The sequence below is a fragment of the Nonomuraea angiospora genome (genome assembly GCF_014873145.1).
GTDB lineage: Bacteria > Actinomycetota > Actinomycetes > Streptosporangiales > Streptosporangiaceae > Nonomuraea > Nonomuraea angiospora.
This window is the reverse complement of sequence record NZ_JADBEK010000001.1, coordinates 1,164,062-1,177,225: the sequence shown is the minus strand read 5'-3', so window position 1 is coordinate 1,177,225 and position 13,164 is coordinate 1,164,062. Positions and strand designations below refer to the sequence as shown.

The window sequence follows — 13,164 nt, the reverse complement described above, 5'->3', positions numbered from 1 at the left end:
GGCGTGGACGACACCTCGCGCGACGATCTCGACGTCAACGCCTTCACCACGGCGATCGAGCACTTCAACCGCTTCTACATCCGGCTCCCCGTGCTGGAGAAGCTGCCGTTCACGACGCTGTCGGTGCTGGATACGCTCGCGTTCAGCGACGGCCCGATGCGGCTGACCGATCTGACCAGGACCGAGCAGGTCACCCAGCCCGGCATCACCCAGCTCATCACCCGACTGGAGCGCGACGGCCTGGTGGAGCGCCGCCCCGACCCGACCGATGGCCGCGCCGTGCTCGTCCACATCACCGAGGCCGGCCGCCGGATCGGCCGTTCCCGGCGCGACGACCGCACCCGCCACCTGGCCCCGCTCGTGGCCCGGCTGACCCCCGAACAGCGCCGGGCGATCGCCGCCGCCCTGCCCGCCCTGACCCGCCTCGCGGAGCTCGGCCACGAACGGCCCTGATGCTCAGGCGAGGCCCGCGTCGTGGGCGAGGAGCGCGATCTGGGTGCGATTGTCCAGGCCGAGCTTGGTGAGGATGTTGGAGACGTGCGCCTTCACCGTCGTGATGCCCATGGCGAGCTCGGTGGAGATGTCCGCGTTCGTCCGGCCGCGCCCGATCGCGAGGGCGACCTCGTACTCGCGAGGGGTGAGGGCGGCCAGCGCGGCGCGGGCCCGCTCGTAGGCCCCGGCCTGGGCGACGGTGCGCTCCATCAGCCGCCGGGTGATGCGCGGGGACAGGATCGGATCGCCCGCCGCGACCCGGGTGACCGCCTCGACGATCTGCGGCGGCGGGGTGTCCTTGAGCAGGAACCCGCTGGCGCCGGCGCGCAGCGCGTGCAGGATGTTCTCGTCGGTGTCGAAGGTGGTCAGCACGATCACCTCCGGCGGACGGGCGCGGGCGCGGAGCCGGCGGGTGGCGGTGATGCCGTCCAGGCGCGGCATCCGCAGGTCCATGAGCACGACGTCGGGGGCGTGGGCGTCGGTGGCGGTGATGGCCTCCTGGCCGTCGGCCGCCTCGCCGACGACGGCGATGCCCGCGGCGCCGTCCAGCATCATGGACAGCCCGGCGCGGACCAGGGCGTCGTCGTCGACCAGGAGCACGCGGATCACGCGGACATGGTAGCCAGGCCAGGATCACGCGGACCACGGGGGATCACGCGGATCAAGGGGGCCATGGGAGCCAGGCCTGGAGCCGGAACCGGCCGCCTGTGCTCTGGTGGTCCAGCTGCCCGCCGGCCAGCCGTACCCGCTCGGTGAGCCCGACCAGGCCGACGCCGCTGCCGGGCGCGGCCGGCGCCGAGCCGGGCGGGGGCAGCGGGTTGCTGATGTCGATCAGCAGGCGCGTGCCGGGCGCGCCGCGCAGCAGCACCTCCACCGGCCGGCCGGGGGCATGCTTGCGGGCGTTGGTCAGCCCTTCCTGGACGACCCGGTAGCCGGTCCGTCCGGCGAGCGGCGGGGCCGCGCCGCCGGTCTCGTCCCTGACCTGTACGTCCTGACCCGCTTCGCGCGCTTCGGCGACCAGCCGCGCCACGTCGGCCAGCGTGGGCTGGGGTTCGAGCTCGTCCAGGAGGTCGTCCTCCTCGCGCAGCAGGCCGATCACCTGGCGCAGCTCCTCCAGGGCCTGATGGACTCCGGAGCGGACCACCCCGGCGGCCCGGGAGAGCTGGTCGGGCGAGGAGTCAGGCCGGTACTCCAGCGCCCCCGCGTGGGTGGCCACCAGCGACAGCCGGTGGGCCAGTACGTCGTGCATCTCCCGCGCGAGCCGGCGGCGCTCGGCCATGCGTGCCTCGGCGACCCGCCTGCCCTGCTCGGCTTCGGCGCGGCGGGCGCGTTCGTGCAGCGAGACGAGCAGGGCGCGGCGGGAACGGGCCAGCGCGCCCCAGCCGAGCAGCGCCCCGTACGAGGCGCAGATCAGCAGTAGCCACCAGCCGAGGGAGATGCCGGAGTTCGGCCGCCACAGCCCCTGGACCAGGTGGGCCGCCATGCCCGCCGCCGCCACCGCCGCCGCGACGGGGAAGCGCCTACGCTGGGCCACCTGCAACGCCCCCGTCGTCGCCGCCGGTGTGGCCACCGGGGAGACCACGGCGAGCAGGGCGGCGGCGAGCGCCCCGGAGACCGGCCACCACAGCTGGACGAGCGCCGCGACCAGGCTCAACACCGCGACGGCGACATCCGGCCACAACAACGGCCCGCTGCTCTGCCCCCACAGCGTCACGCCGGTCAGGCCGCCCACCCCGAGGGCCATGACCGCCACGGCCAGGGGCTGCTGGGGTCGCATCTTGCTCACCGGCCAAAGGTTAGTCGCCGGTACGAAGGAGCTATCACCTACTAAAGGAGGACCCGTACCCCACCGGGGGCGGGCAGAGCGCGACCGCCGGCCCGATGTGGCGGCCCGCCCGCACGGGCGAGGCTGAGCGGCGTGAACACCTCCCTCAGAAGACTGCTCCTCACCGTGATCGGCGCGCCCGCGGCCGCCCTGGCCGTCTGGGCCCTGGCGGTGCCGCTGGCCGGCGCCACACTGACCGTGCGGGCGGGCGGCGGCACGCAGACCGTCGGCCCGGTGTCGGTCATCGTCGCGAGCCTGGTGGCCGGGCTCGCGGGCTGGGCGCTGCTGGCCGTTCTGGAACGACGGGCCGCCCGGCCCGGCCGCGTCTGGACGATCATCGCCCTGGTCGTGCTCGTCCTGTCCCTCTCCGGCCCGCTCGGCAGCGCCGTCGGTCTCGCCGCGACGCTGGTGCTGATGCTGTTGCACCTGGTCGTCGGCGCCGTGCTCGTCGCGGGGCTGGCCCGGCGATGAACCTGCCCTTCGGGTACCTGATCACGCTGGTCCTCGTCGCGATCTGCACCTTCTTCGCGCTGGCCGCGCCCGGTCGTACCCGGCTCCTGGCCGGGCTGAGCTTCCGGCTCGGCCTGGCCGTCAACGAGCTGCCCTTCGTGGTGTCGGCCTGGCTCCTGGCCGCCTCGGTGCCGGCCTTCGTCCAGGGCGACCTGACCTCGCCGATCATCGCGGGGGCGGCGGCCCTGACCATGGCGGGCCTGGTCCGTACGGCACGGCCGGCAGGCGCAACCTGCTGGACCTCTACGGCCACCGCTCCCGGCCCACCGGGGCCCCGGTCCTGATCCACCTGCACGGCGGCGGCTACAGCGGCGGCAGGAAGGACAGCCAGTCGCGGCGCTCGGTGGCCTCGCCTCGCCCGCCGATCGGCGTACCGCGGCCTCGACGAGCTCGCTGACCTGCGCCGCGGGGATGGCGATACCGGGGTTCCGGAGCGTCCAGCGGAGGAAGTCCGCCACGCCCATGGCGGGGAGTTCGCCGAGGTAGGGCCGGATGTAGACCGGGGTGTTCGGTTCGCTGCGCCAGCTTTCGGCGAGCGTGCCGAGGTCCACCGCGTCGTGACCGAGGACGTCCAGCAGCCGAGTGGCCTCCGCCTTCGCCTGCGCGTCGTCGCCGGCGATGGGCAGGGCGCTGTGGTCGGGCGCGCCCGTGGACGGGGCGCGGCCGAGCCGGCGGTGCCGTCCGCCCGGTGAGCCGGCTGACCCAGGCGCGGGGGCGGCCGGCTCTCGCGGTCAGTCCGCCGGTCGGCGGGCCCGGGTCGCCTCGCGGAGGGTCGCCCAGGCGTCCGCCACCGGGCCCACGTGCTCAAGTTTGTCGGGGTTGAGCACCGTACGGATCGCCTGGACCTGCCCGTCGAGGACGTCGAGCGTCCAGGTGTTGACGACCTTGCCGTCCCGGTCGCGGAAGATCGCGCCCGGCTGGCCGTTCATCTGGTGCGGCTCCACCACGCCCCCGATCCGGGCGAACAGCGGGGCGAGCGTGGCGATGACCCGGACGACGTTCTCGGCGCCGAAGACGCCCGTACCCCACTGCGGGGCCTTGCCGCCGCTGTCGGCCACCAGGTGCACGTCGGCGGCGAGCAGCGCCCGCAGCCCCTCGACGTCGCCCTCGCGGAAGGCGTCGAAGAACCGTTCGGCGAGCTCCTCCCGCTCCCTGCGGTCGGCCTCGAACCGGGGCCGGCCCGCGTCCATGTGGCGGCGCGCCCGCGCCGCGAGCTGGCGGCAGGCCGCCTCCGAACGTCCCACCGCCGAGGCGACCTCGCCGAAGCCGAACCCGAACACCTCCCGCAGCACGAAGACCGCGCGCTCGAGCGGGCTGAGCCGCTCCAGCAGCAGCAGGGCCGCCATGGACAGCGAGTCGGCCAGCTCCGCCGAGCGTTCCGGGTCCTGGTACGGGTCGGCGAGCAGCGGCTCGGGGAACCACGGCCCGACGTACTCCTCGCGCCGGACGCGGGCCGAGCGCAGCACGTCGATGGCGATCCGGGTCACCACCGCCGCCAGGAAGGACTTGGCCGAGACGGGCTCCGCCGGGGAGGTCTGGTAGCGCAGCCAGGTCTCCTGGACCGCGTCCTCGGCCTCGCTCACGCTGCCGAGGATCCGGTAGGCGATCGAGAACAGCAGCGGCCGCAGCTCCTCGAACTCTTCGGCGCGCGTCATGCCAGCTCCTCCTTGAAGCCCTGCCGCCACGAGGGGTGGCGCAGCTCCCAGCCGAGCTCCCGCTTGGCCTTGGCGTTGGAGAAGCCGCGCCCCTCGGTCATCATCGTCACCGCCACGTCCCCGGCCAGCGGCCGGGCCAGCCAGGCGGGGACCCGCATCGGCCGCTTGGCGCCCGCACATTCGGCCAGGTAGGGCAGCCACTCGCCGGCCGGGGCCGGTTCGTCGTCGACGATGTTGAACACTCCCCTCGCCCGCTGCTCCACGGCCAGGACGGTGGCGCCCGCGGCGTCGTCCAGATGCACCCACGAGCAGTGGCCGGCGCCGCTCCCGACGACCGGGAACTGCCGCTTGCGTACGGGCTCGACCAGGTCGTCGGTGGCGCCCGGCCCGTAGAACCAGCCGTAGCGCAGGACCGCGCCCCCTGCTTTGACGACCACGTCCTCGACATGGGCGATCGCCTTCATCCCGGGCTCAGCCGGCGTCCCCGTCATCGGGTCCACCGGGTCCTGCTCGGTCTTCACCCAGCCGCCCTCGCGGATGCCGTTCCAGGCGCCGTAGCTCTGGGCGACGAAGCCGGTCACGCCGGTCGCCTCGGCGGCGGCCAGCAGGTGGTCCGTCCCCTCGGTACGCAGCCGGTTGGTGCCGGCGAACCACCGATCCATGTGCTTCATGTCGGGCTTGCCGGCGTGCGCCACGGAGATTGCGGTCATCTGGTGCACGATCGCGTCCGGCCGGGCCTTGGCCACCGCCTCGCCGACCGACACCGCGTCCAGCCCGTCCATCACGACCGCCTCGGCGCCCAGCCGCTCCAGCACTCCCGTCCTGGCCGCGCTCGTCGTCGAAGCCGTCACCTGGTGCCCCCTGGCCACCAGCAGCGGCACCAGCCGCCGCCCCAGAACCCCGCTCCCACCGGCCACGAACACCCGCATAGTCATCACCTTTCCGAACTCAGAACCCGACTTCGCAACCGAGACGAGACAGCCCGCCCGGCTGTGACATCGCCGGGCTCAGCGGTGCAGGGCGGTCTCCCGCTCCATGCGCGCCAGCTTCTCGGGATTGCGCACGGCGTAGAGCCCGGTGATGAGGCCCTCCTCGATGCGCACCGCCATGACGGTGTCGATCTCGCCGTCCAGCCGGAGGACCAGCGCCGGGTGGCCGTTGACCTGCGCCGCCTGCACCGACTGCGTGGGGCGGATCCTGCCCAGCACGGAGGCCACCATGTCGGCCCCCACGACGGGCGCCAGCGCGGCCTGCCTGATCCCGCCACCGTCGGCCAGCAGGACGACGTCCGGCGCGAGGATGTCGAGCAGGCGTTGCAGGTCGCCGGTCTCGACCGCCCGCTGGAACGCCTCCAGCGCGTCCCGGGTCTCGGCCGGGGAGACGATGCCGCGCGGCCGGCGCGCGGCCACGTGCGCCCGTGCCCTGTGCGCGATCTGGCGTACGGCGGCCGGGCTCTTGTCGACCGCCTCGGCGATCTCGTCATAGTCCAGGTCGAACACCTCGCGCAGCACGAACACCGCCCGCTCGGTCGGCTGAAGCGTCTCCAGCACCAGCAGCATCGCCATCGAGACGCTGTCGGCCAGCTCGACGTCCTCGGCCACGTCAGGCGTGGTCAGCAACGGCTCGGGCAGCCACGGCCCGACGTAGGACTCCTTGCGCCGGCCCAGCGTACGCAGCCTGCTCAGCGCCTGCCGGGTGGCGATCCGGACCAGGTACGCGCGCTGATCCCGCACCTCGTCAAGGTCGACGCCCGCCCACCGCAACCAGGTCTCCTGCAGGACGTCCTCGGCGTCGGCGGCCGAGCCGAGCATCTCGTAGGCGACGGTGAACAGCAGGTTGCGGTGGGTGAGGAACGCCTCGGTGGCGGCGTCCGGGCTCATGTCCCCGCCGCGGTCTTCGGGTGCGGTGTGCGGCATGGGTGGCTCCTGTTCGTTCGCGACTATGTCACCCACCAGACGCCGGACCCCGCCGTTCTGTGACGCCTTGGCCGTTGTGACACACCTCACGTACCCCGCGCTGTCACAAGGATCGGCCGGCCGGCATCTCGTGTTCATGACATCAGCACTTGAGACCCTGCGCCGCGACTTCGGCGGCGACATCATCGAGCCGGGCGCGGCGGAGTACGGGCCGGCCAGCCGCTCGGTTCTGGCTTCGGGCAGTCCAGCTTATGTCCTGCGGCCCAGGAGCGTCGCGGACGTGCGGGCGGGCGTCAGGTTCGCCGCCGGCAGCGGGCTTCCGCTGTCCGTACGCGGCGGCGGCCACGCCTTCGCGGGCTTCGGCACCAACGACGACGGCATCGTGATCGACCTCGGCGGCCTCGCGCGGGTGGAGGTCATCGACAAGGAGCGGCACCTCGTACGGATCGGCGGCGGCGCCACCTGGGGCCAGGTCGCGACCGCCCTGGCCCCGCACGGCCTGGCGATCTCCTCGGGCGACACCAAGAGCGTCGGCGTCGGCGGGCTGACCCTGACCGGCGGCATCGGCTGGAAGGTCAGGAAGTACGGCCTGGCCCTGGACAGCCTGGTCGCCGCGGAGCTGGTCACGGCGGGCGGAGAGGTGGTGCGCGCGAGCGCGGAGGAGAACCCGGAGCTGTTCTGGGCGGTTCGCGGCGGCGGCGGCAACTTCGGGATCGTGACCGCCTTCGAGTTCGCGGCACACCCGACGACGGACGTCTTCCACGGCAGGGTCGCCTTCCCGGCTTCGGAGGCGGCCGCCGTGCTCCAGGGCTGGGCGGACCACCTCCGTACCGCCCCCGAAGAGCTCACCTCCATCGCGAGCTTCGCCAACCCCTTCGCCGGCGGGCCCCAGGCGCCGGTCGAGATCTTCGTCGCCTTCGACGGCGACGACCCGGAGCTCGCCGCGCGGGCCATCGACCCGATCCGCCGGCTCGGCACGGTGATCGACGACGACGTGGCGCTGAAGCCCTATGCGGACACGCTCGTGGACGGCGCGATCCCGCCGCCCGGCATCCGGCTCGTCACCCGGAGCGCCTTCGCCGGCGAGGAGTCGGTGCCCGAGGTCCTCCGGATCCTCGCCGAGGTCGGGGCCTCGGAGGGGTCGCCGCTCATCGCCGTTCGCAGCGTCGGCGGTGCGGTGTCCCGAGTCGCCGACGACGCCACCGCCTACGCGCATCGCGGGGCGGAGTTGATGTTCGTGACGACCGTTCTGGGTCCCGAGCCGGTCGTGGAGGCCGCCCGTCCTGCTCTGGAGGCGATCTGGGCGCGGCTCGCACCCCACGTCAACGGCGCCTACGCGAACTTCCTGGCTTCCGCCACCGAGGAGGACGTCGCCGCCGTCTATCCGGCGGGGACCTATGAGCGGCTCGCGGCGGTCAAGCGCCAGTACGACCCCGGCAACCTGTTCGCCCACAACCACAACATCCGGCCTCAGTAGGCCGACCGAAGCGGGCCCCACGCACGGAGTGTGCGTGGGGCCGCTTCGTTTCTCACCAGGGCATGGGGCCGTTCTCGCTGAAGAACCCGCCGGTCGGCCCGTCCGCGCCGAGCGTGGCCAGGCGCACCAGGATCGCGGCGCCCTGCGCGGTCGTGAGGAAGCCGCTGTGGTTGTTGATCTCCGTGTCCACGTAGCCGGGGTCGGCCGCGTTGACGAGGATGCCGTCCTTGCGCAGCTCATTGGCGTACTGCACGGTCAGCGCGTTCAGCGCGGACTTGGAGGGCGAGTACGCGGCCGACGCCGGCAGCGCCGTGAACGGGCCGTCCGGGTCGCTGTTGAGGGTCAGCGATCCGGCGGCGCTGCTGACGTTGACGATGCGCGGCGCCGGCGAGCGCCGCAGCAGCGGCAGCATGGCGTTGGTCACCGCGATCACCCCGAGCACGTTGGTCTCGAACACCGCCCGGACCATGTCCAGGTCGACGGAGCTGGGGATCTGGTCGTGGGCGTCGAGGGGCGTGACCTGCCCGGAGCCGGTGATGCCGGCGTTGTTGACCAGCACGTCGAGGCGGCCGAAGCGCTCCTCGACCTGCTCCGCGGCCGCCTGGGCGGTGGCCGGGTCGGTGACGTCCAGGGTGACCGCGTGCGCGTCGCCGCCCCTCGCCCGCACCGCCGCGGCGGCCTCCTCGCCGCGCCGCGGGTCCCTGGCGCCGATCAGGACCGTCATGCCCAGCGCGGCGAGTTGCTCGGCGGCCGCGCGGCCGATCCCCTTGTTCGCCCCGGTGATCAGCGCGATCTTCGGATGCGTGGTGTGCTCGCTCATGTCCAGCTCCTTGCTATGGGATGGTGCGTTCTTCCGGGCACCTTCGGACCCGAGACGAGATGGCCCACCCGGCTGTGACATCGGAGCCGGTCGCCGCCGTGATCGGCTTGTTCGCTCAGGTGGCGACGTACCGGTCGCTCGCCTGCCCGTGGAGATGTCCGGGTGGCAGCTTGCGGCCGTAGGCGACCAGGAGGAGGTCCTGCGCGGCACCGGTCACTGGGGCGCCGGCGCCGAAGGACCACTCCAGGTCGTCGGCGCGTAGCTCGACGCCGTCGAGGCCGGCGCCGAAGAACGCCGCCGTTCGGGGGGTGATGGCCTCCAGGAGCGGGCGAAGGCGGTCTTCCTGGACGCGGCGGTCGATGCCGAGGGCGACGGTGATGTCCAGGCCGTGGATGACGTCATGGCCCAGAGCCGCCGTGACGCCGCCGACCGGTGGCTTCCAGGGGTGGTGGGCGTTGTCCCGGATGGCGGCGACCAGTTGGGCCGTCGACAGGCGGGCCGCGTCCTGACGGGCCAGCCGGTCGGCAGGTCCTCCAGCATCCGCGCCAGCTCGCGACGTTCGGCGGCGATCGCGGTCTTGATGTCCATGGCGGTGCTTCTCCTCAACAGGCCGGTGCCGGCGGCGAGCGGTCCGGTGCCGTGTGCGCGGCGGCGGTCAGGACGGCGCCCAGCTGGACGGCGGCCAGCTTGCGCAGCTCGATCGGCGGGCCGGGCGGGTCGGCCTCGGCCTGGCCGTACCACGTCTCGAAGCGTTCGGCGAGCAGGCGGCGCTGCTCGCGGATGGCCGGGGTCGGGTTGCCCGCGGCGATCTCCGCGTCGAGCGCGCGCAGGAAGGTCCCGAGCAGGCGCAGTCGCATCAGGTGCAGCATCTGGCGGTTGCCGAACTCCTCGGCGACCGTGGCCATACGGTCCGGATCGGGCACGGTCTCTTCGAGCTCGCCGAGTTTGCGGAAGGTCTCCAGCGTGCTCTCGGTCGAGAGGCGGAACGGCGAGCGCACGCTCAGGTCGCCGGCGACGGCCCGCATGCCCGACCGCATCGTGTCGATCAGCTCGCGCCTGGCCGCCGCTCCCCCGGCCAGGATCTCCCGGTACGGGCGGCCGCTGGCGCTCTGGTCTGCCACGCGTTCGTCGGACCAGGTCGGCACCTCGGTGACCAGGTGGAGCGCGCCGAAAGCGGCCGCGTAGTCGGCGCTGCTGCCGCCCGCGCCGAAAGCCCTGCCCACCTGCGAGCCGGGCGGGGTCAGGTAGACGGCGGGAACGATCGGTTCGGCGCCGGGCAGCTCCGGCTCCCCGTGGTGCAGTCCGATCCCTTGCAGGCCGGGCAGGGCGGCCAGCCGTTCGGCCAGCGTCGCGTCATGGCGGTTGAGGTAGAAGAACGCGCCCTGGTACTCGCCGTTGTGCAGCGAGCAGACCAGTGACGGGCGTACCTCGTCCATGAGGCGCATCAGCGCGGCCGTCTCCGGCAACGGACGGTCGAAGGAGTAGTCGGCAGTGGCCAGCGGGAAGGTCCATTCGACCTGGTCGGCCAGGCCGGGACGGTAGAAGTGCTCGGCGTAGGCGCGGCGGTCGCCCGGCCTGCCGTACCAGCCCTCGTTCAGCCTGGCTCCGTCCGGGTCCGCGCACGCGACGATGTGCCAGCGAAAGCCCAGCTCCGTCCGCAGCCGCTGGTCGCGGCAGAGCAGCTTGACCAACGCGAGGGCGGTCAGGGCCCCGACCGGCTCGTTGGGGTGCGGTCCGGCGATGACCACCGCGTCCGCGGGGCCGTCGCCGACCGTCACGGCGTGCAGCGGGTCGCCCAGCCGCGAAGCGCCGATGCGGCGCGACCGCACCAGGTCGGGATGGGCGGCGGTCAGTTCGTCCAGCTCGTCGTGGAGGGCGTCGACGGTCGGGAACGCGGCACAGCCGGGGACGTGTCTCATGTACTCGGCAACATTCATAATGAGATTACGGTAATAATGAGATTATGAGAATGACAAGGGCCGAGGCCAAGGAGCACAACCGGCGGGCCCTGCTGGAGGCCGCCCGCCTGGTCGTCGCCCGCGACGGCCACCGGGCCAGGCTGGAGGAGATCGCCGAGCAGGCCGGGGTGACCACCGGCGCCGTCTACTCGTTGTTCGGCAACAAGAACGGGCTGCTCGTCGCCCTGGTCACCGACTGCCTCACGCCGCACTACGACGGCATCGAGCAAGCCGTCCCCGCCGACATGGGCCTCATCGAAACGGTGGAGGTCTTCGCCCGCCACTACCGGCGCCTGTGCGACGACCCCGACGCGCTGCGGCAACTGTCGTTCGAGATCAGCCTGCAGGACCTCGCCCTGCGCGACCCCGAGCTACGGCCCAGGCTCGCCGCGTCCGTACGGGCGCACGAGGAGCGGCTGACCTCGCTGCTGGCCGGAAGGATCCACCACGGGAACGCGCTCACGATGCGTCAGGCGCAGCGCCTGGCCACCGGGCTGCGCGGGCTCATGGTCGGCCTCAGCCAGGGTGTCATCCTGGGTCTGGCGCAAGCGGTGCCCGAGCAGTACTTCACCGCCGCAGCTCACGCCCTGGTCACGCCGGACGTGCTCGGACCGCCCTGAGCCGCGCCCGTCCCGCTGCAGCCCGCTATACGTGCCCGGCCAGGCCCTCGGACAGCAGTGTGAAGGCGTGTTCGGCGTCGGCGACCGCCTGCGGATAGCGTTCGTCGGCGGACTGGCCGCCGGCCAGCGCCCCGGAGTTGTCCATCGACAACAGCCAGTGCACGCCCACCACCTGGGTGGCCGCCAGGCGCGCGGTCAGGGCGGGGACGCCGGCGGTGTCCTGGAGCGCCTCCGCGAGTGCCCGTTCCGAACCTTCCTGAAAGCGGGTCGCCCGCGCCCGCAGCGCCGGAGTCTCCGAGACCATGCGGATGAGCGCCAGGATCTCCGGGACGTCGTTGAGGCCGGTGATCGGGTCGCGCTCGCGCAGGCCGTCCAGGAAGTGGTCGCGGAGGGCGGCCAGCGGCCCGACCCCCGCCGGGCGGGCGCGCACCACGCGGCCCGCCTCGGTCTCGTGGTCGGCGAAGCGGTGGACGACGAGGTCCTCCTTGGCGGGGAAGTAGGCGAACAGGGTCCGCTTGGACACTTCGGCGGCCTCCGCCACCTCAGCCACCGACACCTGGTCGAACCCGCGAGCAGACCAAGGGCGGCGCGATCCAGCCGCGCACGCAGGAGCTGCTCGAGCTGCGCGGCCTGCTGGAGCCGATGCAGGCCAGGGCGCTCTCGCGCGAGCCGACGGGCGGGCACTTCGCGATGCTGCCCGTGCCGCTCGACTGCACGGCGTGGGACACCGCGCACCCGTACCCGCTCTCGACCCCGCAGTGGGAGATCGAGGAGGTGCTGGAGGAGCGCGCCACGGCGCTGGACGTCAAGGTGCTGCGCGAGAGCGCGGTGACGGCGGTGGAGCAGCCGGACGACGGCGTGGTCGTGACGGCCGGCGACCGGCGGATCGAGGCCCGCCACCTGGTGGCCTGCGACGGCGGGCACAGCACGGTCAGGAAGCTGCTGGGCGTGCCGTTCCCCGGCAGGCCGGGGACGTACACGGCGGTGCTGGCCGACGTGCGGCTGTCGTCGGTGTCCGACCTCGTACCGAAGACCCTCGGGCACATCAGCACGCTCACGCGCGAGGTCGGCGACCGCTGGGTGATGCTGGTGCCGCTGGGCGGCGGCCGTTACCGGTTCACCGGCGGGGCGGCGGGTGGGGAGGAGCCGGCCAAGGACAAGCCGGTCACGTTCGAGGAGATCGCCGAACTGCTGCGCGTCGTCTACGGCGAGCAGACCGTGCTCGCCGCCGTGGACAACGCCTCGCGGTTCAGCGACGCCACCAGGCAGATCGACAGCTACCTGGTGGGCGACGTGTTCTTCGCCGGCGACGCCGCGCACATTCACCCGCCCTTCGGCGGGCAGGGCCTGAACCTGGGCGTTCAGGACGCCTTCAACCTGGGCTGGAAGCTGGCCGCCATACTGCGGGGCCGGGCCTCGGCGGACCTCTTGGACACCTACCACGCCGAGCGGCACCCGGCCGGGGCCTGGGTCCTGCACATCACCCAGGCGCAGCGGGTCTTCGCCACTCCCCGGCCCGGCGAGGACGCCGTCGAGCTGCGCAAGGTGTTCACCGACCTGATGCGCCTGCCCGAGGCCAACCGGCACCTGGCGGGCCTGATGTCGGGGTTGTCGCACTCCTACGACCTGCCCGGCGGCCATCCGCTGGCCGGTCACCGGGTCGCCGGGCTGGATCCGTCGCTGTTCCTGGCCGGCAAGCCGGTCCTGCTCGACCTGGCCGGGATCCTCCCGCCCGACCTCGGTGCCACGCGCGCCGAGCCGGTGGACGGCCTGCCCGGCGCGGTCCTGGTCCGCCCCGACGGTTACGCGGCCTGGGCGGCGGACACGGACCCCGACCTGGACGCCCTCGTGGGCGACCCGTGCTGGTCCCTCCTGAGGTAGGTGTGCCGGG

Annotated in this window: 14 protein-coding genes; 6 read left to right on the top strand and 8 right to left on the bottom strand. The window is 73.2% G+C overall.

The window, feature by feature from the left end; all coding sequences use genetic code 11:
• The first annotated feature begins 3 nt into the window (after positions 1-3).
• On the top strand, positions 4-453 hold the full coding sequence (locus H4W80_RS05335; protein WP_318786709.1) for a MarR family winged helix-turn-helix transcriptional regulator: 450 nt from the start codon (positions 4-6) through the stop codon (positions 451-453).
• Positions 454-456: 3 nt separating this feature from the next.
• Here H4W80_RS05335 and H4W80_RS05330 read toward each other — a convergent pair whose 3' ends face one another.
• Together H4W80_RS05330 and H4W80_RS05325 are read right to left on the bottom strand one after the other, a co-directional pair.
• Positions 457-1,101 carry a response regulator transcription factor gene (locus H4W80_RS05330; protein ID WP_318786708.1) on the bottom strand — a complete coding sequence of 215 codons (645 nt, stop codon included), beginning with the start codon at positions 1,099-1,101 and terminating at the stop codon, positions 457-459.
• A gap of 52 nt (positions 1,102-1,153) precedes the next feature.
• Entirely contained in the window at positions 1,154-2,269 is a 1,116-nt protein-coding gene (locus H4W80_RS05325; protein ID WP_192793290.1) for a sensor histidine kinase, read from the bottom strand.
• Between the two features lie 141 nt (positions 2,270-2,410).
• Here H4W80_RS05325 and H4W80_RS05320 point away from each other — a divergent pair, with 141 nt between their 5' ends.
• Together H4W80_RS05320 and H4W80_RS05315 are read left to right on the top strand one after the other, a co-directional pair.
• Complete coding sequence (locus H4W80_RS05320; RefSeq protein WP_192784038.1) at positions 2,411-2,788, top strand: DUF6069 family protein; 378 nt, start codon at positions 2,411-2,413, stop codon at positions 2,786-2,788.
• Entirely contained in the window at positions 2,785-3,111 is a 327-nt protein-coding gene (locus H4W80_RS05315) for a hypothetical protein (RefSeq protein WP_192784037.1), read from the top strand. Before H4W80_RS05320 ends, H4W80_RS05315 begins: the two co-directional genes overlap by 4 nt.
• A 447-nt stretch (positions 3,112-3,558) precedes the next feature.
• Here the strand turns inward: H4W80_RS05315 and H4W80_RS05310 are convergent, their stop codons facing one another.
• From H4W80_RS05310 to H4W80_RS05300, 3 genes are all read right to left on the bottom strand, one after another.
• A complete protein-coding gene (locus H4W80_RS05310) occupies positions 3,559-4,482 on the bottom strand; it encodes an RNA polymerase sigma-70 factor (protein WP_192784036.1) in 924 nt (307 codons plus the stop codon).
• Positions 4,479-5,411 (bottom strand): NAD-dependent epimerase/dehydratase family protein, encoded by a 933-nt coding sequence (locus H4W80_RS05305; protein ID WP_192784035.1) that lies wholly within the window; start codon positions 5,409-5,411, stop codon positions 4,479-4,481. Before H4W80_RS05305 ends, H4W80_RS05310 begins: the two co-directional genes overlap by 4 nt.
• 78 nt (positions 5,412-5,489) lie before the next feature.
• Positions 5,490-6,398: an RNA polymerase sigma-70 factor gene (locus H4W80_RS05300; protein WP_192784034.1), complete on the bottom strand. Its 909-nt coding sequence runs from the start codon at positions 6,396-6,398 to the stop codon at positions 5,490-5,492.
• A 136-nt stretch (positions 6,399-6,534) separates the two neighbouring features.
• On the opposite strand from H4W80_RS05300, the gene H4W80_RS05295 reads away from it, so the two are divergent.
• A complete protein-coding gene (locus tag H4W80_RS05295; RefSeq protein ID WP_192784033.1) occupies positions 6,535-7,875 on the top strand; it encodes an FAD-binding oxidoreductase in 1,341 nt (446 codons plus the stop codon).
• Between the two features lie 52 nt (positions 7,876-7,927).
• On the opposite strand, the gene H4W80_RS05290 is transcribed toward H4W80_RS05295, so the two are convergent.
• Both H4W80_RS05290 and H4W80_RS05280 read right to left on the bottom strand, forming a co-directional pair.
• On the bottom strand, positions 7,928-8,695 hold the full coding sequence (locus H4W80_RS05290) for an SDR family NAD(P)-dependent oxidoreductase (RefSeq protein ID WP_192784032.1): 768 nt from the start codon (positions 8,693-8,695) through the stop codon (positions 7,928-7,930).
• Positions 8,696-9,297: 602 nt separating this feature from the next.
• The gene (locus tag H4W80_RS05280; protein WP_225963251.1) at positions 9,298-10,632 is read right to left on the bottom strand and encodes a M14 family zinc carboxypeptidase; all 1,335 of its coding nucleotides are present in this window, start codon (positions 10,630-10,632) and stop codon (positions 9,298-9,300) included.
• 26 nt (positions 10,633-10,658) lie between these two features.
• Here H4W80_RS05280 and H4W80_RS05275 point away from each other — a divergent pair, with 26 nt between their 5' ends.
• Complete coding sequence (locus H4W80_RS05275; RefSeq protein ID WP_225963250.1) at positions 10,659-11,273, top strand: TetR/AcrR family transcriptional regulator; 615 nt, start codon at positions 10,659-10,661, stop codon at positions 11,271-11,273.
• 25 nt (positions 11,274-11,298) lie between these two features.
• Here H4W80_RS05275 and H4W80_RS05270 read toward each other — a convergent pair whose 3' ends face one another.
• Positions 11,299-11,823: a TetR/AcrR family transcriptional regulator gene (locus H4W80_RS05270; RefSeq protein WP_378526869.1), complete on the bottom strand. Its 525-nt coding sequence runs from the start codon at positions 11,821-11,823 to the stop codon at positions 11,299-11,301.
• A 41-nt stretch (positions 11,824-11,864) separates the two neighbouring features.
• Between H4W80_RS05270 and H4W80_RS05265 the strand changes: the two genes are divergently transcribed.
• A complete protein-coding gene (locus H4W80_RS05265) occupies positions 11,865-13,154 on the top strand; it encodes an FAD-dependent monooxygenase (RefSeq protein ID WP_192793287.1) in 1,290 nt (429 codons plus the stop codon).
• Positions 13,155-13,164 lie beyond the last annotated feature (10 nt).